The sequence below is a fragment of the Buttiauxella sp. BIGb0552 genome, assembly GCF_004366275.1.
GTDB classification, from domain to species: Bacteria; Pseudomonadota; Gammaproteobacteria; order Enterobacterales; family Enterobacteriaceae; genus Buttiauxella; species Buttiauxella gaviniae.
In genome coordinates this window covers 82097-108911 of the sequence record NZ_SODY01000007.1, presented here as the reverse complement: position 1 = coordinate 108911, position 26815 = coordinate 82097, and the positions used below count along the sequence as shown (strand labels likewise).

Here is a 26815-nt window from a genome sequence, read left to right as displayed (position 1 = left end):
GTAAGTGGAAATTGTCTCTATGTTGCTACAGAGCCCTTAATGTTTCAACGAGTAGAAGATCTTTTCTGCCAACGCTTGCGAGATGCCTGGCACTTTTGCAATTTCTTCTACGGATGCATTCTTTAATGGTTGCAATCCCCCCATATATTTCAACAACATCTGGCGACGTTTTGGCCCAACCCCTTCGATTGTCTCCAACGCACTGGTATTTTTCACTTTTGCGCGTTTTTTACGATGCCCGGAAATGGCATGATCGTGGGATTCATCACGGATATGCTGAATGACATGCAGCGCCGGGGAATCCGGCGGCAGAGAGAAACCTTCCCCTTCTGGTTCGAAGAACAACGTTTCAAGCCCGGCTTTGCGGTCCACGCCTTTTGCCACGCCGAGCAACAGTGGATGATTTTTATCCCACTCCACATCTAGTTCTGCGAAGACGGTTTTTGCCTGGCCGAGTTGTCCTTTGCCACCATCAATCAGGATAACGTCCGGGACTTTACTTTCGTCGATAGTTTTACCGTAACGACGACGCAATACCTGGTTCATCGCGGCATAGTCATCGCCAGGTGTTATACCTTCAATGTTGTAGCGGCGATATTCCGCACGTAGCGGGCCGTTAGCATCAAAGACCACACAGGAGGCTACTGTCTGCTCACCCATGGTATGGCTGATGTCAAAGCACTCCATCCGTTTGATGGCTGGCAACTCAAGCACACTGGCTAAGGCTGCTAAACGTTGATGGATAGTCGACTGCTGCGCCAGACGCGTCACCAGTGCGGTAGCCGCATTGGTTCGGGCAAGTTTAAGGTAACGAGCGCGATCGCCTCGTGGTTTGGTCTGCACGTTGATGCGCCGCCCCGCCAGTTCCGTCAGTGAATCTGAGAGCAGGTTTTTATCCGGCAAATTGAAGTCGAGCAGAATTTCAGAAGGTAAGGTGCGCATCTGGCTGCCCTGCAAATAGAACTGGCCAACAAATGTTTCAACCACTTCTGACAGTTCTGTGCCATTGGGTACTTTCGGGAAGTAACTGCGGCTGCCCAACACTTTACCCTGGCGAATAAACAGCACATGTACACACGCCATACCCGAATCAAACGACACACCGATCACATCCAGATCGTCGCCGGTATTTGAGACAAATTGTTTTTCTGTCACACGGCGAACTGCCTGAATCTGGTCACGTATTCGTGCAGCGGCTTCAAATTCCAGGTTTTTGCTCGCCCCTTCCATTCTGGCGATCAATTGGTTCAGAACCTGATCGTCTTTTCCTGACAGGAACAAGCGCACATATTCCACCTGCTGGGCGTAATCTTCTTCACTGACCAAACCTGCAACACACGGCCCAAGACAGCGTCCAATCTGGTATTGCAAACATGGACGAGAGCGATTGCGATAAACATTGTTTTCGCACTGACGAATCGGGAAGATTTTTTGTAATAACGCCAGCGTTTCGCGTACTGCGTAACCGTTCGGGAATGGCCCGAAATATTCACCCTTCGCATGTTTCGCCCCACGATGCATAGCAAGTCGCGGGTGAGCATCACCGCTAAGGAAAATGAAAGGATAGGATTTGTCATCACGCAGCAGCACGTTATAGCGTGGCTGATAAAGCTTGATGTAGTTATGCTCAAGCAGGAGCGCTTCTGTCTCGGTATGGGTTACCGTCACGTCGATATGCTGGATGAGAGCAACCAGAGCTTCCGTTTTACGGCTGGCAAGATTGCTCCTGAAGTAGCTCGACAGGCGTTTTTTCAGATCTTTGGCTTTACCAACGTAAATAACCGTCTCACTGGCGTCATACATACGATAGACGCCAGGTTGGCTGGTTACTGTCTTGAGAAAAGCTCGTGGGTCAAAGATTTCACTCACTACTGATTAACGTCTCCGCACTAAATAAACCATGACGAATGGCCAGGTGTGTCAGCTCAACATCGCCACTGATATTCAGTTTACTAAACATGCGGTAACGGTAACTATTGACCGTTTTCGGGCTTAGACTAAGCTGCTCAGAGATCTCATTGACCTTCTGGCCTTTGGTGATCATCAGCATAATCTGTAATTCACGCTCAGACAAACTGGCAAACGGTGTGTCCGTTTTTTCTGGTTCGATCTGGCTTAAAGCCATCTGTTGGGCGATGTCTGATGCAATGTAACGCTGACCCGCGTTTACTGAGCGAATCGCATTAACAACATCCTGCGGTGCTGCACCTTTACTTAAATAACCCGCAGCACCTGCCTGCATGACTTTCGCCGGCAGCGGATTTTCAGTGTGAATCGTCAGCATAATCACTTTGATATCAGTTGAGTATCGCGCGATTTTGCGTGTTGCTTCAAGGCCACCAATGCCCGGCATGTTCATGTCCATCAGGACAACATCAACCTGATGGCTACGGCACCACTTAACGGCATCCTCACCGCAATTTGCTTCACCTGATATCTTGATCCCTTTGATATCTTCAAGAATGCGTCGTATCCCTGCGCGCACCAGTTCGTGGTCATCAACAAGAAGTACGTTGATCAAAGGGGACTCTCCAGAAAAGGAATTACGCTACTAAAAATTATCACGCTATATTAACGGGTTTTCCGGTAACTTTAAAATGCAAAAACAGATTTTCAGAGTTTCCACTGTTTTTGGAAATTTAATTGTACAGTGGAAACTGTACAAGCAAATTGATTAATTTATGTCTTTAAATAATAAAAATGCTTTTCACATTAAAAAAAACGATAATCCATTAATATTAGACGTATTAAATAATGCTTATACACCCTAACTTTTAACTACAAACAAACATAATCAAAACAATTTAACAGCATCGTACAGATTACAACCTGGACGATCAGCGTTAGCACTAATAAAATGGTTTACGATTGTGCTATACTCCGCCGCCTTACGAAACCGTTACACAAAACAACGGTGTACCAACCGAGACCGAGGAACACAAATGAGCACTCCTGATTTTTCCACCGCAGACAACAGTAGTGAACTGGCTATTGAAGTTACCTGCCTGAAAGCTATGCTGACTCAGATGCTGAAAGCCATGGGCCAAGCCGATGCAGGCAAGGTTATCATCAAAATGGAAAAGCAAATTGCTCAGATGGACGACTCGGCACACGCAGAAGTCTTTGGTAATACTGTTAAGCAAATTAAACAGGCTTACCGTCAGTAATCGTTAAACGGCGGCTGGATGAGGAATTTTTCTCCAGCCGTTTCGTTGAAGAGTCATCGAATTAACTCCCCTTTCAAATTATTCCAATCGCTGCCGCATAACAGGCAATTTGTGTTTTATTTGGCGCGTTAAATTTCTTCTGCATATTTTTCTGATGAAAATTGACGGTATTTTCTGATATCGACAAAATAATAGCTATTTCAGCCGATGTTTTTCCTTCCCCCGTCCACTGCAATATTTCCCGCTCGCGCTTGCTGAGTTTTAATGTCAGCGCATCCATAGACGGATCGTTGAGACGCGTTAATGTCATCAGGCTCAATTCACCCAAATACTGCAGACGTAACTGAAGCTCATCACCAGGTAATACTTTCCCTTTGCCCTGAGTACGTGAAACCGAGTAAAAACCGATTGCCCGATTAGGTGCCATTACACACTGACTAATGCCGCGGCGCAGGCCGTGATCCCTTGCCGCATCCCAGAACTGCGGGGTATCACTAAAAAGCTCGTCATCCCAGGGTAAATGACCACGCATAAAGTTTTCCGGGCGTAGCACCGGGTCAATCGCAAAGTAGTTTTCTGCATGGTAGTGATCGAGCCAGCTTTGAGGATAGGAAGACCTTAAAGAGGTTTTAGGACGAGTAAATGGCACCGGGTGACGTATACATAGCGAGTAATAGTCAAACTCCAACAGCTCAGTTTGCTGATGCAGAATTTTTGTTATTTCATCAGCCTGAGTGACAGACTGGAAGATATTAAGCGCATCCAGCCGCCAGCTAAAAAAGTTACGATCATCCATTATATCTGGCGAATCTCCTGACATTGAATTCATTTTCAAATGTAATGCTTAACGCTATCACATTTACCAACATTCTTTATATGATTTAACTGCAACAACAGCTGAATATTGAAAGTCATTACTCAATAGTTATTTTTTATTTATAACGCTTATTAATTATAGGGTTAATTCACTATAAATAAATGGCCCCATTTGGGGCCGTTCAAGCTACTGCGTCAGGAACTTTTCAAGAAATTGCTGGGTACGAGCCTGCTTAGGGTTAGCAAATAACTCACGAGCCGGACCCTGTTCAACAATACGCCCCTGGTCCATGAAAATAGCTCGGTCAGCAACATCACGAGCAAAGCTCATTTCATGGGTCACAATCACCATGGTTCGCTTCTCTTCAGCCAGCTGGCGGATTGTACTCAACACTTCCCCCACCAGCTCCGGATCGAGTGCTGAGGTTGGCTCATCAAACAGAATCACTTCCGGGCGCATCGCCAGCGCACGGGCAATCGCTACACGCTGTTGCTGGCCACCTGAAAGGCGGCGCGGGTAACTGGTTTCTTTGCCGCTTAACCCAACTTTCGCCAGCAGCTCGCGAGCACGTGCTATTGCCTCTTCCTTCGGCTCACCTTTAACAATCACCGGCCCTTCAATGATATTTTCAATCACCGTGCGGTGCGGGAAAAGGTTGAAACTTTGGAATACAAAACCAACATGCTGGCGCAGTTCGCGCACTTTATTCTTTTGCTTATTCAGCGAAAGCGCTGCATCAATGGAGATATCGCCAACCCTTATGGTTCCCGACTCCGGTTGTTCCAGCAAGTTAATGCAACGTAAGAGCGTAGTTTTACCTGAGCCGCTTGGCCCAATAATCGCCACCACTTCACCCGCTTTTACTTCCAGATCGATGCCATGCAGCACGGTCTGCCCATGGAATTTCTTGATCAGTTGTTTTACGTCGATGGCACTCATTTTGGATCCCTGTCCTGGCGATTGAGTTGATTTTCAAAGTAGTTCTGCAACGAAGAGAGCACCGTTGCCATCACCCAGTAAATCAAGGAAGCCGCGAGATACATGGTAAACACCTCAAGCGTGCGCGAAGTAATAAGCTGAGCCTGACGAAACAACTCGGGAACCTGAATTGTGGCTGCAAGCGAGGTGTCTTTCACCAGACTGATAAAGCTATTACTCAGTGGTGGTAATGCCACGCGCGCGGCCTGCGGTAAAATCGCCCGACGCAAAGTTTGCCACGGCGTCATACCGATACTTGCCGCCGCTTCCCACTGCCCTTTCTCAATTGATGAAATGGCAGCACGCAGAGTTTCTGATGCATATGCCGCCATATTCAACGACAAACCAATCATTGCAGCCGGAATAGGATCAAGCTCAATACCAAACTGCGGCAGGCCGTAATAGATCATAAACAGCTGTGCGATTAACGGCGTACCACGAAAAATCGATACATAGAAACGTGAAAGTAGTGAAAATGGCCAGAATCGAGACAAGCGCATCAGCGCCAGTAAAAAACCGAGAATCAGCCCAAAGAACATACCGCCGATGCTGAGTTGCAGCGTGAACACCGCACCTTTGAGCAGAAATGGCGCTGAGTCCAGCACCAGTTGAATACTTTCTTGCATAGTAACCCTGTATTTTATTATGACTTAGACATGCGGATGGTAAGCAAACAGCGCGGGCGCCCCACCGGTATGAATAAAGATAATCGGGCCTTCGTCTTTAAAACGCTTCTGGGCAACGCCGTCTATCAACCCCGCCATCGCTTTGCCAGTGTAAACCGGATCGAGCAGTATCCCTTCCAGGCGGGCGAGAATTTTAATCGCCTCAAGCCCTTCTTCGTTCGGCGTGCCGTAGCCCGGAGCGAAGTAGTCATCCCAAAGTTTAATCGGATTGTTTGCGCTGACACTAAGCGACTGCGCCACAGCCTGCTGCAATGCTTCCACTTTCGGTAATTGCTGAGCAATGGTGCGCGACACGGTAACGCCAATTAAATCAACATCCGGCATAAGCTGTTCAAGCCCTACCGCAAGTCCTGCATGAGTCCCGGCGCTTCCGGACGCAACAACAACAGATGATACGCTCACCGCACCTTCACACTGCTGGGCGATTTCCAGCGCGCTTTCCACATAACCCAGCGCACCCAATGCATTCGAACCACCCACCGGAATCACGTACGGGCGAAAACCCTGAGCTTCAAGACGAACGGCTATTTCTTCGAGTTGTTGGTCTGGTGAATGCAGCGCATCACACATTTCGATTTCGACATCAAACAGGTCGAGCATCAAACGGTTGCCATTGGTGAGATAATTTTCTGCCTGTGTACCAATCGGGTTTTCCAGCAGGGCGACACATTTCAGGCCGAGTTTTGCGGCAACCGCTGCAGTTTGGCGAACATGATTCGACTGAATCGCCCCTGCGGTGACCAGCGTGTCAGCCCCTTCACGTAATGCGTCAGCCGCCAGAAACTCAAGTTTACGCAGCTTATTCCCGCCCATCGCCATAGGGGTTGTGTCGTCACGCTTGATGTAGATTTCGCGACCGAGATAATCAGAAAAACGCGGCAAATACTCGAGTGGCGTCGGGGCGCCGATAAATTCCAGACGCGGGAAACGCGTTAGATTGTGCAGTGACATGAGCAACTCCATACACTTATTAAAAATTCATATCTCTTCATTATGCACGAGCCTGGCCGAATGCCCGCAAATGCAAATAAAAAAAGGTGCTGAAATCAGCACCTTTTTTCAGGCTTTCGGAAACTACTTAGTCACGTCAGCGCCAAACCACTTCTCGGAAAGCTTCGCTAAAGAACCATCTTTCTGCATTTCAGCGATACCTTTGTTGATTGCTTCAACCAGGTCTTCGTTGCCTTTACGCACGGCAACACCGGCTTCCTGACGAGAGAATGGAGCGCCAGCTACTGCCAGGGTATCTTTGGTTTTCTTCACCAGATCCAGTGCCGCCAGGCGGTCAACCAGAATGGCATCGATACGACCTACGCGCAGATCCTGATACTTAGTTGGGTCATCATCGTAAGTACGGATATCAACGCCCTGCACATTGGCACGCAACCACTCTTCGTAGTTTGTCCCAAGGCCAACACCCACTTTCTTACCTTTCAGCGACTCAGGCCCGGTAATGCTGCCTTCATTGCCTTTTTTCACCAGCGCCTGAATACCAGAAACGGTGTATGGCGTGGAGAAATCATATTTTTGCTTACGCACATCGGAAATTGTGACCTGATTAATCACCACGTCGATGCGTTTGGAGTCCAGTGACGCCAGCATGCCGTCCCATTTAGTCGGCTTAAGCGCGGCTTTCACGCCCAGGTGCTGTGCCAGTTGTTCTGCAAATTCCACTTCAAAACCGGTCAGTTTGCCATCATCACCCTGGAAGCTAAACGGAGGGTAAGTCCCCTCCAGCCCAACCAGCAACGTGCCGCGTTCTTTAACTTTATTGAGTAAGTTTTCCGCCGCAAACGTCTGCACACTCGCGCCAGCTACCATTGCCACAGCCAGCACGCCCATTAGCGCCTGACGCCCCACCATTGCTAATTTCATAGATACCCCGAATGTCGATAATTTGATGTAGTGTAACGACTTAATATAATCAATCAAAACCACTACGCTACAAGTTATGCCATTTTAATATATACCCTTATCTTTCAAGTTGCAGGTGCGTTGGCTGCTCTCTTTCACCCGAATCACTTACTACAGTAAGCTCATCGGGATTCACTCGCTTGCCGCCTTCCTGCAACATGGAATCTTTTGAGTAATGATCAGAAGTTGATTTATTTTCCTGCAAATGGGCAAGGGTATTTTGGTTCAGGGTCTGGAACTGCCCGTACTTGCGCAGTGCAATACGGTAATTGTTGGTGCTGGTTGGCGGTAACCATTCTTCCAGGGAATCATCGAAGAAGGCCTTAGTTGAAGTGGGAGAAGGAATATTTTGTAGGGCAAAATGATTCCCCAGACGACGCAGGCGCACCACATATTCGCGGATAGTGCCGTGGCTCATCTCGGTTTGCTCGAACAGGTATTCTTTAAAGCCAATGATATCGAAATAGTGTTGCTGCTCTTTGCAATACAAATCACCGCAAAAACGGCACAGTGCTGCCCAGGACTGGCGTTCAGCCTGCCAGCCATTTTCATCTATCAAGGTATCAAGTTGAGCAATGGCAGTTTTGCTGACAATTTCACCCCCACGCGTAAGCGTGATTCTGTCGAGCAATTTTGCGCACTGCGCACAATGAGTTTGTGTGTGTTTAAAGTCTTTCAAATAACGGCTTAAAGGCCGTTTTTTTAATTGCTGCACCGTCATTATGTAATCCCGATTATCTCGCCAAATACCCAAATAATTCGAGTCGCACCGCTACGGCAAGAGAACAAGTCCCGATGAACTTACATCAGTAAGTGATTCGGGCGCGTGCACGCTGCCAACAAAGATGCGACTTGAAGTATGACGGGCATTTACAACTTACCGAGCTTAGTGCGTAAACGTTTAATCGCCTGGCTGTGCAACTGACTGACGCGCGACTCCCCTACTTCCAGCACCGCGCCAATCTCTTTCAGATTCAGCTCTTCCTGGTAGTAAAGTGTCAGCACCATCTTTTCGCGATCGGGTAACGCATCAATTGCGCCCATCACACGTTCACGCAAATTCCCTTCCAACAGTTGTTGCAGAGGGTTTGCCTGCTGATGCTCTTCTGTAATCAGTTCGATACTATCGCCATGCTCTTCACGCCACTCGTCATAAGAGAAGAGTTGGCTGTTATTGGTGTCGAGCAACATCTGACGGTATTCGTTGAGCGGGATATCCAACCGGTCAGCCACTTCAGTTTCAGTCGCATTACGGCCCAGCTCTTGCTCCAGTTGACCAATTGCCTGCGCCACGCCGCGGGCATTACGCCTGACGCTGCGGGGCACCCAGTCACGGCTGCGCAACTCATCAAGCATCGCCCCACGGATGCGCTGCACCGCGTAGGTAGTAAATGCCGTTCCTTGCAGGGCATCATAACGGTCCACTGCGTTTAACAACCCGATGCCGCCCGCCTGTAGCAGGTCGTCAAGTTCCACACTCGCGGGCAGACGTACCTGCAGGCGCAATGCTTCGTGACGCACCAGCGGTACATAACGCTGCCACAGCGAGTGTTTATCCATCACACCTTCAGCGGTATACAGTGAATTCACGATAAACAGCCCTGCGTTAGTTGAGTTATCGGCATGATTATCCGTTTCTGGAGGGTTTTTAATCGCAAGAATAGTGGGTGAAATAAGGGGTTATTTGGGGGTTATGGGTAACAAGCATAAAGAAAAAACCCCGCAAGCGCAGGGTTTGGTCAGGTTTTGGCGAATTAACGCAGCAGAGACAGCACGCCCTGCGGAACCTGGTTAGCCTGTGCCAGAACAGAAGTACCCGCCTGCTGCAGGATCTGCGCTTTAGACATGTTGGAAACTTCGGTCGCGTAGTCAGCATCTTCGATACGGCTACGAGCAGAGGTCAGGTTGTTTACGGTGTTACCCAGGTTGGTGATAGCAGATTCAAAACGGTTTTGAACCGCACCCAGTGCACTACGCTGTGTATCAATTTGTGCTAATGCATCATCAATTGCTTTTAAAGGATTGGCTGTGCTGCCCGTTGTCATTTTGCTCGCATCAAGATCAGCTTCCGTCAGAGTAAATGTCGCAGTGGTTGTAGCAACAGTCGCATCAGAAGGATTGAGAGCAATATAGACATCTTTTGCAACCCCAACCTCCAAACTCAAACCATTTTTCTGAGCTGCTGATACATCATCTTTGTCCAATTGGTCGTCGAAAGAAATTTTTACAAACATATTGCCATTTTTATCTGCTAAAGCTGTAGTACCTAGCGTGATTTTGCCTGCTGCAACTCCCGTTGCTTTTGCAATATCGTCGGTATCTACGCCAGTAACTGCTGTCGTGGTTACCGCTGTAGTTTTACCCCATGCATCTTGAAGATTAGCCGACGTAAGTGTTCCAGGCGTTCCATTAGGTCCGGAAACGTTAAAACCGCCTAAGCTCAGAGTTTTCGCAGTCACTTCGCTGAGACCAATTTTAATGGTCTCATTGTCATTCGCGCCGACCTGAATAGACAGAGTCTGAGTTTTGCTCAGGACTTTAGTACCGTTAAATTGCGTTTGATCAGAAACACGATCAATTTCATCTAAACGCTGCTTGATCTCATCCTGAATGGAAGAAAGGTCAGTTTTAGTGTTGGTACCATTTTGTGCTTGTACAGTCAGTTCACGAACACGTTGCAAGTTGTTGTTGATTTCGTTCAACGCACCTTCTGTGGTTTGAGCCAGAGAGATACCATCGTTAGCGTTACGGGATGCCTGGGTCAGACCTTTGATATTAGATGTGAAACGGTTAGCAATCGCCTGGCCCGCAGCATCGTCTTTCGCACTGTTAATACGCAGACCTGAAGACAAACGCTCAATAGCAGTACCCAGAGAAGACTGAGATTTGTTCAGATTGTTTTGGGTCAACAGCGACAGGCTGTTAGTGTTGATAACTTGTGCCATGATTTTATCCTTATCAATTCACATTTTGTGGTTGGGCTGTTGCCCACGGTTTCTCACCGTCTACCCATGTATCGGCACACTATTTTCGAACTTTAGAAATATTTCACTTTTTAACTAGCCGCAGAAATAACCCGCAACGCCTTCATTATTCCCGCCATCAAATTTGCACAAATATCATTAAACTTTGTGCTCCTGGTGCCGATACCACTGTGAATAATTGTTAGTAATGAAAAGGGAATAATAATGGCTAGCGTTTCTTCATTAGGGGTCGGTTCCAATCTGCCACTGGACACACTTTTAACAAACCTGAGCACCGCTGAAAAAGGGCGGCTAACGCCGATCACTGCACAGCAATCCAGCTATAGTGCAAAACTCACTGCATACGGATCGCTTAAGAGCGCAATTGAAAAATTCCAGACTGCAAACACCGCGCTGAATGATGCAACTCTCTTTAAAAGTAGTACAGCCAAGAGTAGCACTGCAGATTTAGGTGTAACTACATCCGCTGGAGCCGCTGCAGGGAAATACACCATCAGCGTGACACAGCTAGCACAAGCTCAATCGCAAGCAACGAGCGGCCTTACTAGTGCTACAGATAAACAAAGTAGTACTTCGTCATCTGACCGTAAGTTGGTAATCAATCAACCAGGCCGTGAGAAGCCACTAGAAATTAATCTTAGCGATGATCAAACCTCGCTTAATGGTATTCGTGATGCTATTAATGCTGCCGACAGCGGTGTATCTGCAAGTGTTATCAAGAATAAAGATGGTGAATTCCAATTAGTTATATCTTCTGCCGAAACGGGGGAAGATAACAAAATGACAATTACCGTCACAGGTGACCAAGCTCTGAGCGATAAACTTATCACTGGAGATAAAGGTCTAAAAGAAACAATACCTGCAAAGAATGCTGAGCTTACTATCAACAACATTCAGGTTGTTAGCAGCAGCAATACAATTAAAGATACACCGGAAGGTGTGACCTTAACTCTTAATAAAGAAGTCACTAACGCAACAGTTTCCGTAGCCAAAAGCAACGATCAAGCAACTACTGCGATTAAAGCTTGGGTCGATGCTTATAACTCGATGCTGGATACCTTCAGCTCCCTAACGAAATATAGTGCTGTTGATGCGGGTACAGACCAAGACAATAGTAATGGCGTGTTATTAGGTGACAGTGTAGTTCGTACTATTCAGACAGGAATTCGTTCTCAATTTACAACCGGTAATACGGGTTCAAGTTTTAGTACCTTATCGGAAATTGGCATTGCTCAAGATGCAACAACTGGCAAATTAAAAATTGACGACGATAAGTTGAAGAAAGCGCTAACCAGTAACTCAGTGGACACTCAAAAATTACTGGTTGGCGACGGCAAAACAACCGGCATTACTACTACTACAGCCAACCTGGTAAAAGATTATCTAGCGGACGACGGTATCATCGATAGCGCTACCGACAGCATCAACTCAACGCTAAAAAGTCTCACCAAACAATACCTGGCAACCAGCTCCAGCATCGACGACACCATTGCCCGATATAAAGCTCAGTTTACGCAGCTCGATACCATGATGAGCAAGCTGAACAACACCAGTTCGTATCTGACTCAACAATTTTCATCCAGCAGTTCCTGATAACAAGGGGTAATTATGTACAGCGCGCGGGGTTCACAAGCATATGCTCAGATTGGTGTGGAAAGCGCCGTGATGAGCGCGAGTCCTCATCAATTAATTGTTTTGCTTTTTGATGGAGCATTAAGCGCCCTGGTCAGAGCTCGCTTGTTTATGCAGCAAGGAGAGCTTGCCGCGAAGGGTGAGGCACTGAGCAAGGCTATCAATATTATCGATAACGGCCTGAAGGCTGGTTTAGATAATGACAAAGGTGGTGAAATAGCCGAAAACTTATCGTCGCTGTATGACTATATGATTCGCCGTCTGATGCTGGCCAATCTGCGAAATGATGTTGCCATCATTGAAGAAGTAGAAGGGCTATTAACCAATATTGCGGATGCCTGGAAACAGATCTCACCTCTGAATGCTGCGCGGGAGCCTGCCTAATGTCGCCGTATGTAGAACTGATCAGCCGCTGGCAGAACGTGGTGCTGTTAAGCCAGTCGTTGCTGGAACTGGCACAGCGTGGCGAGTGGGATTTATTGCTGGAGCAGGAAGTCGCTTACCTGCAAGGCATTGAGACGCTTAACGCCAACCCTATTCCACCAGGGACGGCGAAAAGCGTGCAGGATATGTTGCAGCAAAAACTAGAGCAAATTCTGGAAAATGAGCAGGCGCTTAAAAACTTATTACAGCAGCGCCTGGACGAACTGAGTTCGTTAATTGGCCAGTCATCGCGCCAGCAAACCCTGAACCACACGTATGGAAGGTTATCAGGCCAGTTACTGGTACCTGATGCACCACAATAATTTTGCCTCACACTGCAAAGCATTCAATAACTAATCCGCTAATCATCCTAAAATCTTCCATACTCCAGTGGTCAGCTAAATGACTCCTGGAGCGTGGACTCGATGAAAAACCCAACCTTGTTGCAATTTTTCCATTGGTATTACCCCGGTGGGGGTCAGTTGTGGGCAGAAGTCGCCGAACGCGCGGCAACGCTCAATGATATCGGCGTCAATATGGTCTGGCTGCCACCGGCTTACAAAGGTAGCTCCGGTGGCTATTCGGTGGGATATGACTGTTACGATCTTTTTGATCTCGGTGAATTCGACCAAAAAGGCTCTGTGGCGACCAAATACGGCGATAAAGCGCAATTGCTGGCAGCAATAAAAGCCCTAAAAGAAAACGATATTGCTGTGCTGCTTGATGTGGTGGTTAACCACAAAATGGGCGCTGATGAGAAAGAGCGCATTCAGGTCAATCGTGTCAACGAAGAAAACCGTAATGAAATAGACGACGAAGTTATCGAATGCGAAGCCTGGACGCGTTACACCTTCCCTGCCCGTGCCGGTCAATACTCGAAATTTGTCTGGGATTACAAATGCTTTAGTGGCGTTGACCACATCGAAAACCCAAATGAGGACGGTATTTTCAAGATAATCAATGATTATACCGGTGAAGGGTGGAACGACCAGGTTGATGATGAGCTCGGCAATTTCGACTATCTAATGGGCGAGAATATCGATTTTCGCAATCACGCCGTAACAGAAGAGTTGAAATACTGGGCACGCTGGGTAATGGAAGAGACGGGTTGTAACGGCTTCCGCCTCGATGCGGTCAAACACATTCCGGCGTGGTTCTACAAAGAGTGGATTGAACATGTTCAGGAAGTGGCTGAACAACCGCTGTTTGTTGTTGCAGAATACTGGTCCCATGAAGTCGATAAACTTCAGGAATATATCGCGCAGGTCGATGGCAAAACGATGCTGTTTGATGCACCGCTGCAAATGAAATTCCACGAGGCGTCAAAACAAGGTCGCGATTACGACATGAGCCAGATTTTCACCGGCACGCTAGTTGAAGCTGACCCTTTCCATGCCGTCACTCTCGTTGCCAACCATGACACGCAACCCCTGCAATCACTTGAAGCACCTGTAGAACCGTGGTTCAAACCCTTAGCTTATGCTCTGATTTTGCTGCGCGAAAACGGTGTGCCGAGTGTGTTTTATCCCGATTTATTTGGCGCCAGTTACGATGACGAAGGTGGCGATGGCGAAACTTACCACATCGACATGCCGATAATTGAGCAGTTGGATGATTTAATCCATGCCCGTGAACGCTTCGCCCACGGCGTGCAAACGCTATGGTTTGATCACCCTAATTGCATCGCCTTTAGCCGCAGCGGTACCGATGAAAATCCAGGTTGCGTGGTGGTGTTATCAAACGGTGATGATGGCGAGAAAACTATTACGCTCGGCGATAATTACGGCAGCAAAAACTGGCGGGATTATCTGGGCAACCGTGAAGAAACCGTCACCACCGATGAAAAAGGTAGTGCGACATTTTCCTGCAACGGCGGAAGCGTCAGCGTGTGGGTAATGGAAGAGGTGTTATAGATTGACTGAAACTTCCCTCTCCAGTTAAAGGAGAGGGAATCATCACTTACGGTAATTTGCTATCCAGCGGGTTCTTCTGCAAATAATCAGCACATTCTTGCGTCGGACGATCAACACGTTTCAGGGTCATACCGGCATATTCCAGCGTATCGCCTTCACGCTCAACGCTATAAACATCGCGTTTGTTGGTCACGTTATACCAGTCATCTGAACGCACAGTCAGTTTACCTGGCAGAGCAAGCACGCGCTGCCACTGGCGGCAATCGAGCGTATCCCCTTGCGGTGTGACCACAAGAGTCGCGATCGCTTCCGGGCTCACCATCTCACTTTGTGGGCCTTGTGACTGCCAGTAACCAGCAAGCCCTGCAGGCGCTGGGGTTTTAACCACTTCGCGGTAATTATCAACCTGCACACAGCCGCTTAACGCCAGCAACACTGTCAATAATGCAATCTTCTTCATCATCTATCCCGACTGCGGAGAAAAAATAATTTTCGCATTAAAGCACTTAGCCCGCCAGTGTTTCAGTAGCTTGCAACTAATCGAAGGAAATTAAGACGGGCTGTTCAAGCCCTGGCACAGCAAATCTTTTACCAGACTCAATGGCGAGCTGCAGAATATGAATTAAGATTATTCTTATAAATCTTAAAAGGAATATCGCCATGCGTGATTTCTTTTCCACATTAAAATATGACTTAAAAATCAACACAGCCAAATCTAAGCTGATTATTTTAATTTTTAGAATGGCCACTATTCATGCCAAAACAAAGGCTCTTTACCCGATTTCGCTGATGTTTGTGATACTCAACCGAGTTATTAATGAAGGCCTGTTTGGGGTAGAGCTGTCTTACCATTTGAAAATTGGCAAGGGCTTTAAGATATGGCACGGTAACTCAATGATTATCAACAGAAGTTGTGTGATTGGAGAAGGGTTTACTATCAGGCAATTCTGCACCCTTGGCAGCAATAAAAATGGTGTCGACATCAAATTTAAAGTGGGAAACAACGTCAATATGGGCGCCCATTCCTGCATCATTGGCGATGATATAGAAATTGGCGACAACGTGACAATTGGCGTAGGTACGCTGGTTTTAAAAAGCGTTCCGTCTAATAGCACGGTCATTTCCAGCAATAAAATGGTTATTATCGAAAAGCCCGAAACGTTAACCATTTAATTAACTAGCGCAATACCCAGCATCGGAAACATGTTTTAAGCCGCTCATATTCCACAACTTTAGGCGGACTCAAATTCCCCTTCTCGGTCAGTATCTGACCACGGCAAGCTCTCTGACAGTAGAAGCGTTTGATGGATGGCAGGCTAAATAGAAAAAGGCCGACGATTGTCAGCCTTTAGAATCATTTTAAAAATCTTGCTTACTTCTGAACTTCTATACATTTTCCAGCGGATGGGGCCTGGACAGTACCGTAACTTCTATCAGGAATTCCCTTCATCACCTCTTTTAAGGTGAGTTCGCACACTTCCATGCTAGGCATGGGGGTCACGTTCCATGAAACATTACTCATATAACCTGACGCCAGAAGCATAAAATAATAAACAGTTGCCACAATACCCCCTATAAACAGTCGCGGATTATGTAAATGGAATCAGGAAGCGGCAAGTCATTTATTACATTTGAGGAATTTTTAAGGCATTAATGACAAAAAAATAATGATTATCATGGGTTAGTAAAGATGATAATTAACAAGTCCACAAACTTTTTCACAATAACACTTCTTCGTAGGCGCATATGTACTGACCTACGCTCTCTTAGTTTAGTGATAAAACTGTACGTCTATATTTTTATATATCTTATAGATCAAGCAACTACACCTGCATGTTCATTATATGAGGCTCTGATTTTGTAGAACACGGAAGTACACGAAACATCACGCATCAAGACAGATGCTTAGCGCGAAATTTCAGAACAAAGGTTACAGTTCATGAGAGTTCGCGCTAATTTTTTGTCCCATCCATGCCCCATCACATCACCGGCACATCGTCGAACGCCCCATCCTCATTGCCATCAATCACTCTGTTGATAAATTGTGTAACCAGTCCAAGGACATCCACTTCATCAAGAGCGTCACCCTCTATCGCTTCGCCGTCTTCAGTGATTAATGATTCACCGTAAACTTTCGCAAACTGAGTACCTCCGCAGAACTGGATTAACACTGTATCGCCCCGCTTCGGTTTGCCGCTTTTGCTCAGCAGGGCATAACCATCGCTCGTTTCAACAACAATTGAATCGTCATACATGGTGCCAGGCACAGCATTAAGGTCTATCGATTTTTCTGCGTAACCAATTGCTGGAGATTGAAGGCCCATGGTCATCTCACCGCCCCCATACTCGTGAGAAAGTAAACTTTGTCCTCTCCCTCGTGATCAGTGAAGTCACGAAAGCAGGTCTGATAAAACTTTATCCAGCGATTAGCCTCACGCTGGCTCCAAAACCAATTAACCTTCTCAAGTTCTCGGACAAAATCGACAGTCGTCACCATCCGCTTGCCTCGCGGGTCAATTTTTATAGCTCTACGAAACGCAGTCCCAATATCATCGCGTCGCGGCATGATCATCCACTCCAACTAAACTGTATTTATATACAGTAGTTTTTATCGAATGGCAGATCAAGCGAACCAGTGGTTCGGCCTGGCCATGTCGTGAGTTAGCGAGTGAAAAGTGTTTTTTAGATGAATAGATTACGAGGAATGTAAATTTCCTGGTTAGGAAGTTTTATCAACTGTCGGTTATGCGACTCTCGCGCTCGGATTTTTCGCTAATTTTTTTGCCCGTATATATCCCATAACTAAAATCTCGACCCTTCTTCAATACTATCAGTTCGACTACTGGAGGTTACTAATCTGCCACTCCCTTCAGAATATGAAGGTCCTTATATGGTTTAATGCCTACTAGTTTATGAGCACCCTTAGTTATCTCAAATATTTCGTGCATGATGCCAAGTTAACCAGGTGGTTAATAATCAAACAGATACTCCCAAATGGCGTTGATGATGGCAAATTTTATGCCTACAATGCGTATAGATTCAAAATTATAGATATGAACAAATTCATAAATGGATATTTTTAATGACTTATAAGAAATTTAGAGAGGATATAAACGGATTAAGGGCCTTGGCAGTAATGTCCGTCCTAATATTCCATTTTAATCCATCATTTTTACCTGGCGGCTTCGCTGGTGTTGATGTTTTTTTTGTCATTTCTGGTTTTTTAATGACATCAATAATTTTTAATGGCATTAGTTCCGGATCCTTTTCCATTAAAAAATTCATCATAAGACGGTGCGAGCGCATTGTCCCAGCATTACTGGTATTAATATTTTTAATTGTAGTTATAGGATATGTTGCATTTGAACCTTTAACATATCAACTTGTCGGTAAGCATGGACTTGCCAGTTTACTATTTACATCCAATATTCTGTATAACTCTGAATCTGGATATTTTGATCCTGCATCACATAGTAAATTACTTTTGCATACTTGGTCGCTATCAGTAGAATGGCAGTTCTATATTTTATATCCAATAGCAATATATTTTTTATCAAAATATTTATCATTGCAAAAAGTTAAAATATTAATTGTTATATGTTTTATTCTGTCTTTTGCGTATTGCGTTTTTGAAACTCAAAGAGACTCTCAATCCACTTATTTTATGTTGCAATTTAGAGCATGGGAAATGTTGGCAGGAGGAATGGCTTTTTTATATCAAATTAACGCTAATAAAACAAAAAGATTTATATTTGAATTTATAGGAATATCATTAATATTATTTTCGTTTTTTTATTTCAGCAATCTTGATCCATGGCCAGGTTATTACGCTTTAATCCCTGTATTTGGTGCATATTTATGCATGCTATCTAACAACAATAACAGTATTTTATCCGGTTATATTTTGCAAAAAATCGGCCTATGGTCATATTCTATTTACCTTATACATTGGCCAATTATTGTAATTTCAAAAAAACTTGACATACATATTAACTTCCAAATATATCTAGTGTTTGTTATAGTTCTTTCAATCTTATTGCATCATTTAATTGAGAGGAAAAGAAATTATTCATACAAATCCGCTTTTGTATATTTAGCAATTCTTTTAATTTCTTATTCCATTTCAATAAATGGTCTCAATTGGCGCGTAGACGAATTTTCGCGAACCACAAAAGACAAATTAATTGAAAGATTTTATGGCGGATATAACACATTCAACAAAGCAAATGGTAACATTTATTTCAACAGAATCGGTGATGATGTAGGGTTAATATTGTCAGGGGATAGTTATTCACAGCAATATATGGATTTTTGGACTAACAAAAACACTCGTATAGTAAGTGTTTCATATGTCATGTGCATGATTTTACCTGATTACACATCGAGCAATACAATAGAGTGTAATTCAATGTTTGATAAATTAAAAAATGTATTTGATGAATATAAGAGCGCTCCAGTTATTATTAATCAAAACTGGGAGACTTATATAAATAACTTAAAGAGGAAAGATAACGGTGAATCAGTAACCACCGATGATTATTATAAAGTCATTGAAGAGCAGTTAGTAAAATTAATTAAAACAGGAGGTGATGAAAGGAAGTATTACTTTGTCGGTACATATAACTATCCTGATTATGATGTAATAGGCTGTGTTTCTTCGGAAGGATTACTCATCAATAAATTTTCATCTAAATGCAGAAAAGATGTCGGAAGAACTATTAGCGTCGCAGATGAAATGCTTTTGCGCATAGCAAAACAAAATAAAAACGTATCTTTTATAAGCCCAAAAGATGCGCTTTGCAGCAAAGAAAAATGCTCTATAATAATAGATGGAAATCCAGTTCTATTTGACGGAGTGCACCTTTCTAGGTACGGTGCTAATGTAGTTGGAAGTTATATAGAAAAAAATATTCATTAATTTATGGAGGGCTTCCCAGCCCTCCAACAATCATTATGCTACAGCTATTTTGTTTCCATCTACATCGCTGGCAGGCATACCATTTGCCACCCAGTTCTTTACCATAAAATCTCCATTTGATGCAGCCCAAAGGGCTATGGACCCCAGAAGCAAGGGGAAATCCCAAGATCCAGTGTATTTATGCGCACCATAATGCGTTAAAATCCCCACTCTTTTATTAGGCACATCTTCCGTGCCATCAGTGTTGTTGTTTTCAAATATATCATGTGAGGAATCCACATTGGCAGAATATATTTGCGCGCATTTAACCGTCCCGGCTTGGAATAAATCACAATCCGTTATTGTGAGTCGATATGCACTGTTTGTTAGAATACCGTAATGGTGCCCCACTGCCCCCATATCATGTGTCACACTGAAATCAAAAGCATCATCATTTCCGCGCTTAATATTAACTGCATTTATTATTACTGATTTTGCGCGTTCAATGTAAATACCTGCCGTATTGGTATTATTCTTAGGATCACCTCCCAATAGTCGACAGTTGTTAATATTTATACTTCTCCCAGCAAGACTATCTGGAACAGTCTCATCCTCGCTTTCATTGTCATAGATTCCTATATCATATTTTCGACAAACATCAAAATTGAAATTTGAGATCACAATCCCTTGCGAATCCTGAATTACTATACCTGCTCTACACCATTCTATTTTACCACCTGATATAACTAAATTATTACTTCCACTACCTATATACATGCCACACCCAACGGGCCAAGATGTGCTTTCAGGTGAATCTGGGGAAACTGTATTTATTTTTAAATCTGTCCAGACTGAATCTCCACAATAACCATCCAAATAAACACCTGTGGTTCCACCGCTGACGCTGTTGTGAAGAGCCCTGACACCGCTTGTGGAAATCAAATGCAGTTGAATACCAGTGCAAGCATGAAACAAGCAGTTAAAATAATTGTGTGTATGTATCTGGCTTCTGTCATCGCTTGATGAATAAAACCCAGTCTTTGCTATGTTATTTCCAAATATTGCCAACTGCTTTAAAGAAACATAATTAGAACTAGCCCTAAGCATCACCATTCCTTCACTAAGAGCTACAATTCTCGTCTGATGTGATTCTGCGCCATTGTAGGATAATGCGGAAAACTCACCAATTAACGAAACCTTTTCCCTTAACTGTATGGTGACATTAATTCCAATGTCACCGCGCGGGAGTATTATTTCCCCACCTCGATGATTTTTAGCCACAGAGTCTATGGCTTTTTGTAGAGAGGTAGCCTGATTGGTTCCATCACCATTAACCCCATACCATTCGGCATAAATAGAACCATTGAATACTCTTTTCCACCTTCTGTTGAGCGAATCAATAATTATTACTCCATCATCATCATCTGAAGTGAGATCTAGATCATCCCTATAGAATACCCCACTAGATTTATCAAAAATATTTTTTGAACCAATGCAGTTAATATATAAGGCATTGCCATTATACCCCCTAATGTCAGAATACAATGCCCCACCAATTAAAGATGCTCCATCTTTATTGTTCAACTCACCCCTTAATGACGCATCGCCGACGCTTAGCCATTTTCCTGTACCTATGCCTCCAGTTGAATTTGGCGTAGAACCAACGGGGACGGACTTAGGAAAATCACCATCCCAACGATAATATTCACCATCAGTTTCATCTTGTAAAACCTGGTTAGGTAGGGTTAGTTTGTTTTCTGGTAGTGGTGCTCCAGCCTGGAAACTTTTTAAATTGGTATATCCGAATGCTGAAATTGCCTGCTGAGCAACCCAGCGCAAGCCTTCAATGGTGTAGTGCTTTCCGCCAAAGCGATCTTCATATTCTCGCTGCTTCGACGTAACAAACTCGTCAATTTTCCCTGCGTTAAATTTCAGGTCTTGAGGTTTCTCACTTGGAACCGGGAGTTGTGTAGGTATAGTCGCCATAATTTTTCCATAAAAAAACCCGGCGCATTGGCCGGGTTCGGAGTTGGATTTAAAGGTTGTTTAGGAGTAAATCAGGTCGCTATATTCGCGAACTGTTAATGCGGTCGTTCCATCAGTGCCAGGGTTCTTATCAGTAATTTCCCACTGCGTAGCATCCAGTTCTTCAGATGAGGCAATGAAGTAACGAGATGGTGACTGCACATTCATGCCGTCATAAATGTTGAGTTCGATATTAGGAATTGCAGCACTGAAGCCAAAAGACGTGTCTGGCAGAGGCCGTGCCGGGTAGCGCGCTGTCGGCGTACCGAGATAATCGGTGACCACCACGAACATTGAGCCAGAAAAGTTAATCCGCTCGCTGGTTTCGAAGGCGTTACCGATACGAGAAACGATATACCCTGATTGCTGGTTGGTGTCGTAGGTATCAACAATCTGTACCATGTCGCCAACACCCACCCACTCCCCGTCAGCCAGCGCTGTGATGCTCATAGCCATTCGTGAATAGATGAGACGCTTGCACTCTCTTAGCGCCCTCTCGTTAGCCTGGAATGCATCACGCACATACATCATCTCGAACTTCTTCGCTTTCACTGGCGCGCCGGATACGATTACTCCGTTGCTTATGCGGTAACGAATGAAGTCCTGCTTATTGGTTGATGGATTGCGGTACTGCACCTCGACACCATCAAAACCACCCGGCAGCGTCATGTCGTAGCTGAGCGAGTAACCAGCCTCGACAGTGTTATTCCGGTTAAATACTGTGGCGGGAGCGGTTCGCTTCTTGTCCCGAGTGAATGACATCACATCGTCATCCCATGACACCGTTACACTGGCCGCATCACAGATGGTTTGTAGGCGAGCTCCCAGTGACACGTCTTCATCATCAAAGGTGTAGTCGAAGCGTCCAAGTCGCGGGTCTATGGCGTCAATTTCAGCCTGAATCTGATACAGGCCGTAAAGGTCGATATTGCTCTCCGGCTGCCCACCCATAACGAGCCAGGTGTGCGCCACGGCATCAGCGAATCTGCGCGACGGGCGAAGCGTGTAATCAACCGACTGCGTGCTGAGCGAGTAGCTAATCGTGTAGCGGTTAATCATCGCGTTGTATTTCAGTTCGCGGCCGGTGGAGTTCTCAGTTGCGCGAACCTTGATGATGACCGTTGTGTCATTAGGGTGGCTGACATTGTTCCTGACGTTGACCGCATGCACCTCCTCCACTTCCAGCTTGCTTGCATCGCTTGAGTTATCCGTTCGGTGGAATGAAAGCGAATAGCGACCTCGTCCTGCAGCAGGCGTTATCTTGTCAGTGCGGTAAAACGTCTCGCTGGTAGAGTCATGTGGCGTGGTCTGCCGGTAGGTGAATGTTTGAGTGGTACCAGGTATCTGATTGTTCTCAGCATCCACCTTCCATATCTGCAGTTGCCAGTTGGTTTCGCTATTCCCACCAAGACCCGAGCTGGTATGAACCCAGAGCTGATCTGATTCGATTGGCGAGAAAAATGGTCCGACAATCAGCGCGGCATTGTCATTCAGAATGAACTTCGTGGTGTTAATTGTTGCTGTCGTGATGTATGAAGCACTGGAGCCATTGATGCTGTCGAAGGTGAAGGTGTAATAAAACGTAGGTGAGACAACCGCGCCATCGTCAGTCTGCACAGCACTGATTAGATTAGCAAACAGCGTCACATCCTCCGTCTTGGTGCCGCCAGGAACTGGATAAGTAATGTTGAGAACGAAAGAAACAGCGTGCGGCAATGCCAGGCCCATGAAGTAGTCGAACTCAGCCTGCTTAACGATTTTTACTGCTATCTGACCGCCAGCGTAATTCCCACTGATCATTGTTGTTGCGGTGGCCGTCGCAATCGGGGTTCCGGTATCCTCGTTCGTGCCCGGCACTTCCTGCCCGTCTACATCGTCGAACTCATACCCTTCATAAACTGTCGCAATCACATCACCTGGCTGATAAATCGTGTACGACGCGCCAGCCATTGAGCCAACGTTAGTTTCCGAGTAGCGCACCTGACTGATGTCATATTTACCCAGGCCAAAGTTCATGAACTGTGTGACTTCTTTCTTATTGTTCACGTACTCGAAAATGGCCTGTTGAATCAGGTCTGGATAGGCGCGAATCAGGCCGTAGTTATCAGGCCTGGCCTCGCCATTACGGGCAATGTTCGTCTGCCCCTTGAGGCTGTTATTCGGTGATGTTTTGCTTTGCCCTGCAGCGCCGCCAGCGTTAGGCTGCTTAATGAAAGAGCCCATCACCTTTTGCGTAAATTTTATCGGGTTGAAGTGTTCGAGGGGATTGAGAAGGGTTTTAGCAAGCCCTCCGCTCTTGGGCTGGTCAAAGATGATAATTCGGTCATCAGCGTTAATGGTGAAATCGACATTGTCATCATCCTGCAGCTCCCGACCATTAATGATGGCCCGCACATCAGAATGCACACCTGCCGTTTCAAGCCACTCGCTGAACTTCTCCCCCGCTGATACTTCCATCCGTTGCTTCGGCAGCCCCGGCACTCTCTGTATTTCGATTACCGGCATACGAATAGATCTCCGTCCTGGTGAATAATTTCTGGATAGTTCTTATCTGGTCAGAGCAGACACAGCCATTCTCGCCGCGGCTATGTAGCGCCCTGCCATCGACAATCAGCCCGACATGCACCGGCTGCGCGCCGTAGTAGGCAATGAAGATATCGCCGTCGCTGAAGTGCTCAGCCCGCCGCCAGTAAACAACCTCACCCTCAAAGCACGTCATGAAGTCCTCACCCGCTTCGTAGTCAGGCGAGTGGTGCAGTTCAATGCCGAGAACGTGCCGGTAATAGAGAATGACCAGGCCCCAGCAGTCGAGCGCCTCAAACGTGCAGGCTCGGTTACGCCAGGGCATGCCAATCACCCTTTCGAGAAATTCAGCTTTAAGCATTTTGTAGCCCCGGGAACTCTTCAATGTTGTAAGGTCGACCAATATTGGCGTTGAGCGGGTTTTTGATTGTCAGCGACACAGTTACATCGTTGGGATCAAGGCTGGTATCGCTGACAAACAGCGTCCATGCCTTGATAGGGGTATTCATGTCTGCGGCATCAAAACGCGTACGGGTAAACTGGATCGGAGTAATGCGACCATAACCCTTCCACTCTTTCAGTTTCTGCTTGAAATCAGATGCCATGCGACTAAATTTGACACCCGCAGCAATAACGGGTGTTGAGCTTTGCTGACTGTCTGAGATTTCCATTCGACATGGTTGATAAACATTACCGCCAAGCGTCTTGGGGAATATCTGATCGTTGACGAAGCGAATATATCCGAAGGTCGGACTGTAGATGGTGATGGTGTCGTAGAGGATGCGGTTAGGTCTGCGGCTTTTAATTTCTCTGAATGTCTGCATTACGGCACCCTCGGCAGCGACTCTGGGTCGCGGTTATCAGGGTAACCGGTCACGACAATATCCAGCCAGCTATCCCACGGTGGCGGCAGTTCGACAATAATGTCTGCGTAATCATCATCGGAGTTTTTCAACTGCCGGCAGATAACATCGCCTGACCAGGTGAACACGGAACCGGATTGTGACCATGTCGGCCGCGCCACAAAATGCAGCTCCTGCATCTCAGGTTCACCGTATGCACCAGAGCCGATCCCAATCGGCATCAGGAACCACTGGTTCGATTTATCCAGATAGTTAGGGCTGCTCTCCCACTGCAAAAATGCGCGATGCTGATCGCGAGTGAAGATCCACGTCAGCGAGAATCCTGTTTTCAGGTCGTCGGTTAGCTTCTGGAATATTGGTGCGCCAACTTGCGGGAGGTCAGTGCGAAAGCCGGTATCTGGCTTTGGTGTTTTCGACTTCTGGGCCAGCGGTAGCCAGTCCGGGTAATTAATGGCCATTTACCTTGCTCCAGATAATAAAAAACCCTCCGAAGAGGGTTACGTTGTAAGTGTTTCTAATTTAGAAAATTTTACGCAAATCTAGTCCATACACTGCAAGCCATGCTTCACGTGGCCATGACTTCACCATGCCAAAGCGCTTGTCCTCAACTTCCAAAGGCACCGCGTCATTTTCACGGCACCATTTACGCAATCCCTGCCACTTATATTCATTTCCAGTTTTGTTCTCAACCGCAGTGATTGTCGCGTGCTTCCTGCATGCTCCGACTGTTTCAGCTAATTTGTTCTTCTCACGAACAGCTGCCGAAGCGGTCGCCATCGCAGTAGCTTCACGCTTTTCACCAATCCATGCTTTAGTACGGACTGCATGATCTCGCTGCTCTGCAATCAGGCGATTCTCTTTCACCTTAGTCAGCAAATCTTCCAGAGCCTGCTCATAGGTTTGAGGAAGAGAAGATGTGCGTGGGTGAAAATATGAATCCTCCAGGCGCTCAAAGAAATTCCATGCCTCGTCGGTATCGACGATTTTAGACATTCTGGCTGCGCCCTTCTCAGTCCAAAGGGTTAAGCTTCTCGCCTGCTTTCCAACAGACTCGCTTGAAGATAGTCTGTTTTTAAATTCCTTGAGATCAATACCTTTGAGATTGAAAAAGTGCACACCTTCAACAAAGCGATCTTCATTGCGGATGTGGTTCTGCTGAATACGAATGGCATCGGTAGCATACCCCTTAGCCAGCGTTTCAGTAGTGACGACGCGTAGCCCCTTCCATTCAATTACTGGGAATGTATCAGGATCGACAATCGGCATTGCATTTGCTACATTTACAACAGTTGATGTTGATTGTTGCATTCGAATCTCCAGTCATCAGTTAACGTAAGCCGCCAGCGTCCACTGGCGGTTTTTCTTTTTGCGCCATCCCATGCGCCATTAATGAATCTTCCCCTTCTTTTCATACTTGCTAAGACTGCTTTCCAGTGGGGCCGTGAAGAACGTCATGTCAGCCAGCCTTTCACTGATGTTCCCGCAGTCTTTGTATCCAATAAGCTTCAACCCATCAGCTAAACCACCACGCCACATTTCTTTGATTGCCCTGAGATGAATGTTGATAGCTCGAGCATTATGGGCAGCCATGTCAAAATCGAATGCTGGATTGACGTTTCCCTGAGAAACTTCGCGATCTAGAATGTCCAGCACCCAGCGGCGGAATTCTTTTGCTTTGGTGGTGCGAGCAAACATGCCCATTAGATGCGCGCCACGCAGGGAAAACACTCGAGAGTCTTGCATTCCACCAGGGGTGGTCACTTTAACCACCCCTGTCATATTCACTGTGAATTCATCAGCATGCTTTCGAAAAAGGCGATGGATAGCCTTGTCATCTGCATAACCAAGTGCCTCGCCTACTTCTGTTGCGGTAAGCCAGATATGACCAGCCATTTCCATATAAGAGAATGTGGTGTTGTGGAAAGTTAATGCGTTGTTCTGTACAATATTCATGTTGGTTTCCCCTAGGTTACTGACATTAGAGGCCCGGTTA

At 45.9% G+C, this 26815-nt stretch carries 25 protein-coding genes and 1 pseudogene; 7 read left to right on the top strand and 19 right to left on the bottom strand.

Annotation, left to right across the window (positions count from 1 at the left end; translation table 11 throughout):
* Positions 1–36: 36 nt before the first annotated feature.
* On the bottom strand, positions 37–1869 hold the full coding sequence (uvrC, locus tag EDF88_RS19660) for an excinuclease ABC subunit UvrC (RefSeq protein ID WP_134186660.1): 1833 nt from the start codon (positions 1867–1869) through the stop codon (positions 37–39).
* Positions 1862–2521, bottom strand: a complete 660-nt coding sequence (gene uvrY, locus EDF88_RS19655; protein ID WP_064512040.1) for a UvrY/SirA/GacA family response regulator transcription factor — start codon at positions 2519–2521, stop codon at positions 1862–1864. The genes uvrC and uvrY overlap by 8 nt, the downstream gene beginning before the upstream one ends.
* A 421-nt stretch (positions 2522–2942) precedes the next feature.
* Here uvrY and EDF88_RS19650 point away from each other — a divergent pair, with 421 nt between their 5' ends.
* Positions 2943–3167: a DUF2594 family protein gene (locus EDF88_RS19650; RefSeq protein ID WP_034458173.1), complete on the top strand. Its 225-nt coding sequence runs from the start codon at positions 2943–2945 to the stop codon at positions 3165–3167.
* Positions 3168–3240: 73 nt separating this feature from the next.
* On the opposite strand, the gene sdiA is transcribed toward EDF88_RS19650, so the two are convergent.
* From sdiA to EDF88_RS19610, 8 genes and pseudogenes are all read right to left on the bottom strand, one after another.
* Positions 3241–3963 carry a transcriptional regulator SdiA gene (gene sdiA, locus EDF88_RS19645; RefSeq protein ID WP_064512041.1) on the bottom strand — a complete coding sequence of 241 codons (723 nt, stop codon included), beginning with the start codon at positions 3961–3963 and terminating at the stop codon, positions 3241–3243.
* Between the two features lie 207 nt (positions 3964–4170).
* Entirely contained in the window at positions 4171–4923 is a 753-nt protein-coding gene (tcyN, locus tag EDF88_RS19640) for an L-cystine ABC transporter ATP-binding protein TcyN (RefSeq protein WP_064512042.1), read from the bottom strand.
* The gene (gene tcyL, locus EDF88_RS19635) at positions 4920–5588 is read right to left on the bottom strand and encodes a cystine ABC transporter permease (protein ID WP_064512043.1); all 669 of its coding nucleotides are present in this window, start codon (positions 5586–5588) and stop codon (positions 4920–4922) included. The genes tcyN and tcyL overlap by 4 nt, the downstream gene beginning before the upstream one ends.
* Positions 5589–5612: 24 nt before the next feature.
* Positions 5613–6599, bottom strand: a complete 987-nt coding sequence (gene dcyD / locus EDF88_RS19630) for a D-cysteine desulfhydrase (protein WP_134186658.1) — start codon at positions 6597–6599, stop codon at positions 5613–5615.
* A 123-nt stretch (positions 6600–6722) separates the two neighbouring features.
* Positions 6723–7523 (bottom strand): cystine ABC transporter substrate-binding protein, encoded by an 801-nt coding sequence (gene tcyJ, locus EDF88_RS19625; RefSeq protein ID WP_064512045.1) that lies wholly within the window; start codon positions 7521–7523, stop codon positions 6723–6725.
* Positions 7524–7785: 262 nt separating this feature from the next.
* Positions 7786–8283, bottom strand: a pseudogene (fliZ, locus tag EDF88_RS19620) (flagella biosynthesis regulatory protein FliZ); the annotation flags it as partial.
* Between the two features lie 149 nt (positions 8284–8432).
* Entirely contained in the window at positions 8433–9152 is a 720-nt protein-coding gene (locus EDF88_RS19615) for an RNA polymerase sigma factor FliA (RefSeq protein ID WP_064512046.1), read from the bottom strand.
* Between the two features lie 164 nt (positions 9153–9316).
* Positions 9317–10507, bottom strand: a complete 1191-nt coding sequence (locus EDF88_RS19610) for a FliC/FljB family flagellin (protein WP_134186653.1) — start codon at positions 10505–10507, stop codon at positions 9317–9319.
* 243 nt (positions 10508–10750) lie between these two features.
* On the opposite strand from EDF88_RS19610, the gene fliD reads away from it, so the two are divergent.
* The 4 genes from fliD to amyA all read left to right on the top strand — a co-directional run bounded on the left by fliD (position 10751) and on the right by amyA (position 14514).
* Complete coding sequence (gene fliD, locus EDF88_RS19605; RefSeq protein WP_134186651.1) at positions 10751–12139, top strand: flagellar filament capping protein FliD; 1389 nt, start codon at positions 10751–10753, stop codon at positions 12137–12139.
* 15 nt (positions 12140–12154) lie between these two features.
* Positions 12155–12562: a flagellar export chaperone FliS gene (fliS, locus tag EDF88_RS19600; protein WP_134186649.1), complete on the top strand. Its 408-nt coding sequence runs from the start codon at positions 12155–12157 to the stop codon at positions 12560–12562.
* Positions 12562–12924, top strand: coding sequence for a flagella biosynthesis regulatory protein FliT (fliT, locus tag EDF88_RS19595; RefSeq protein ID WP_064512050.1), 363 nt, complete (start codon positions 12562–12564; stop codon positions 12922–12924). The genes fliS and fliT overlap by 1 nt, the downstream gene beginning before the upstream one ends.
* A gap of 102 nt (positions 12925–13026) precedes the next feature.
* Positions 13027–14514, top strand: a complete 1488-nt coding sequence (gene amyA / locus EDF88_RS19590) for an alpha-amylase (RefSeq protein WP_134186647.1) — start codon at positions 13027–13029, stop codon at positions 14512–14514.
* A gap of 46 nt (positions 14515–14560) precedes the next feature.
* Here the strand turns inward: amyA and yedD are convergent, their stop codons facing one another.
* Positions 14561–14974 carry a lipoprotein YedD gene (yedD, locus tag EDF88_RS19585; protein WP_064512139.1) on the bottom strand — a complete coding sequence of 138 codons (414 nt, stop codon included), beginning with the start codon at positions 14972–14974 and terminating at the stop codon, positions 14561–14563.
* Between the two features lie 200 nt (positions 14975–15174).
* Between yedD and EDF88_RS19580 the strand changes: the two genes are divergently transcribed.
* Complete coding sequence (locus EDF88_RS19580; protein WP_134186645.1) at positions 15175–15687, top strand: serine acetyltransferase; 513 nt, start codon at positions 15175–15177, stop codon at positions 15685–15687.
* Positions 15688–16493: 806 nt separating this feature from the next.
* On the opposite strand, the gene EDF88_RS19575 is transcribed toward EDF88_RS19580, so the two are convergent.
* Positions 16494–16844 (bottom strand): hypothetical protein, encoded by a 351-nt coding sequence (locus tag EDF88_RS19575; RefSeq protein ID WP_243839642.1) that lies wholly within the window; start codon positions 16842–16844, stop codon positions 16494–16496.
* Between the two features lie 752 nt (positions 16845–17596).
* On the opposite strand from EDF88_RS19575, the gene EDF88_RS19565 reads away from it, so the two are divergent.
* Complete coding sequence (locus EDF88_RS19565) at positions 17597–19432, top strand: acyltransferase family protein (RefSeq protein WP_134186641.1); 1836 nt, start codon at positions 17597–17599, stop codon at positions 19430–19432.
* A 33-nt stretch (positions 19433–19465) separates the two neighbouring features.
* On the opposite strand, the gene EDF88_RS24740 is transcribed toward EDF88_RS19565, so the two are convergent.
* The 7 genes from EDF88_RS24740 to EDF88_RS19530 all read right to left on the bottom strand — a co-directional run bounded on the left by EDF88_RS24740 (position 19466) and on the right by EDF88_RS19530 (position 26775).
* A complete protein-coding gene (locus tag EDF88_RS24740; protein ID WP_166672000.1) occupies positions 19466–21397 on the bottom strand; it encodes a hypothetical protein in 1932 nt (643 codons plus the stop codon).
* A 60-nt stretch (positions 21398–21457) separates the two neighbouring features.
* Positions 21458–23941 carry a host specificity factor TipJ family phage tail protein gene (locus EDF88_RS19555; RefSeq protein WP_134186639.1) on the bottom strand — a complete coding sequence of 828 codons (2484 nt, stop codon included), beginning with the start codon at positions 23939–23941 and terminating at the stop codon, positions 21458–21460.
* Complete coding sequence (locus tag EDF88_RS19550; RefSeq protein WP_208326161.1) at positions 23853–24320, bottom strand: NlpC/P60 family protein; 468 nt, start codon at positions 24318–24320, stop codon at positions 23853–23855. The genes EDF88_RS19555 and EDF88_RS19550 overlap by 89 nt, the downstream gene beginning before the upstream one ends.
* A complete protein-coding gene (locus EDF88_RS19545) occupies positions 24313–24783 on the bottom strand; it encodes a hypothetical protein (protein WP_134186637.1) in 471 nt (156 codons plus the stop codon). The genes EDF88_RS19550 and EDF88_RS19545 overlap by 8 nt, the downstream gene beginning before the upstream one ends.
* Positions 24783–25280, bottom strand: coding sequence for a hypothetical protein (locus EDF88_RS19540; protein WP_134186635.1), 498 nt, complete (start codon positions 25278–25280; stop codon positions 24783–24785). Before EDF88_RS19540 ends, EDF88_RS19545 begins: the two co-directional genes overlap by 1 nt.
* Before the next feature lie 61 nt (positions 25281–25341).
* Positions 25342–26130: an ORF6N domain-containing protein gene (locus EDF88_RS19535; RefSeq protein WP_134186633.1), complete on the bottom strand. Its 789-nt coding sequence runs from the start codon at positions 26128–26130 to the stop codon at positions 25342–25344.
* Between the two features lie 78 nt (positions 26131–26208).
* On the bottom strand, positions 26209–26775 hold the full coding sequence (locus tag EDF88_RS19530) for a Bro-N domain-containing protein (protein ID WP_134186631.1): 567 nt from the start codon (positions 26773–26775) through the stop codon (positions 26209–26211).
* Positions 26776–26815 lie beyond the last annotated feature (40 nt).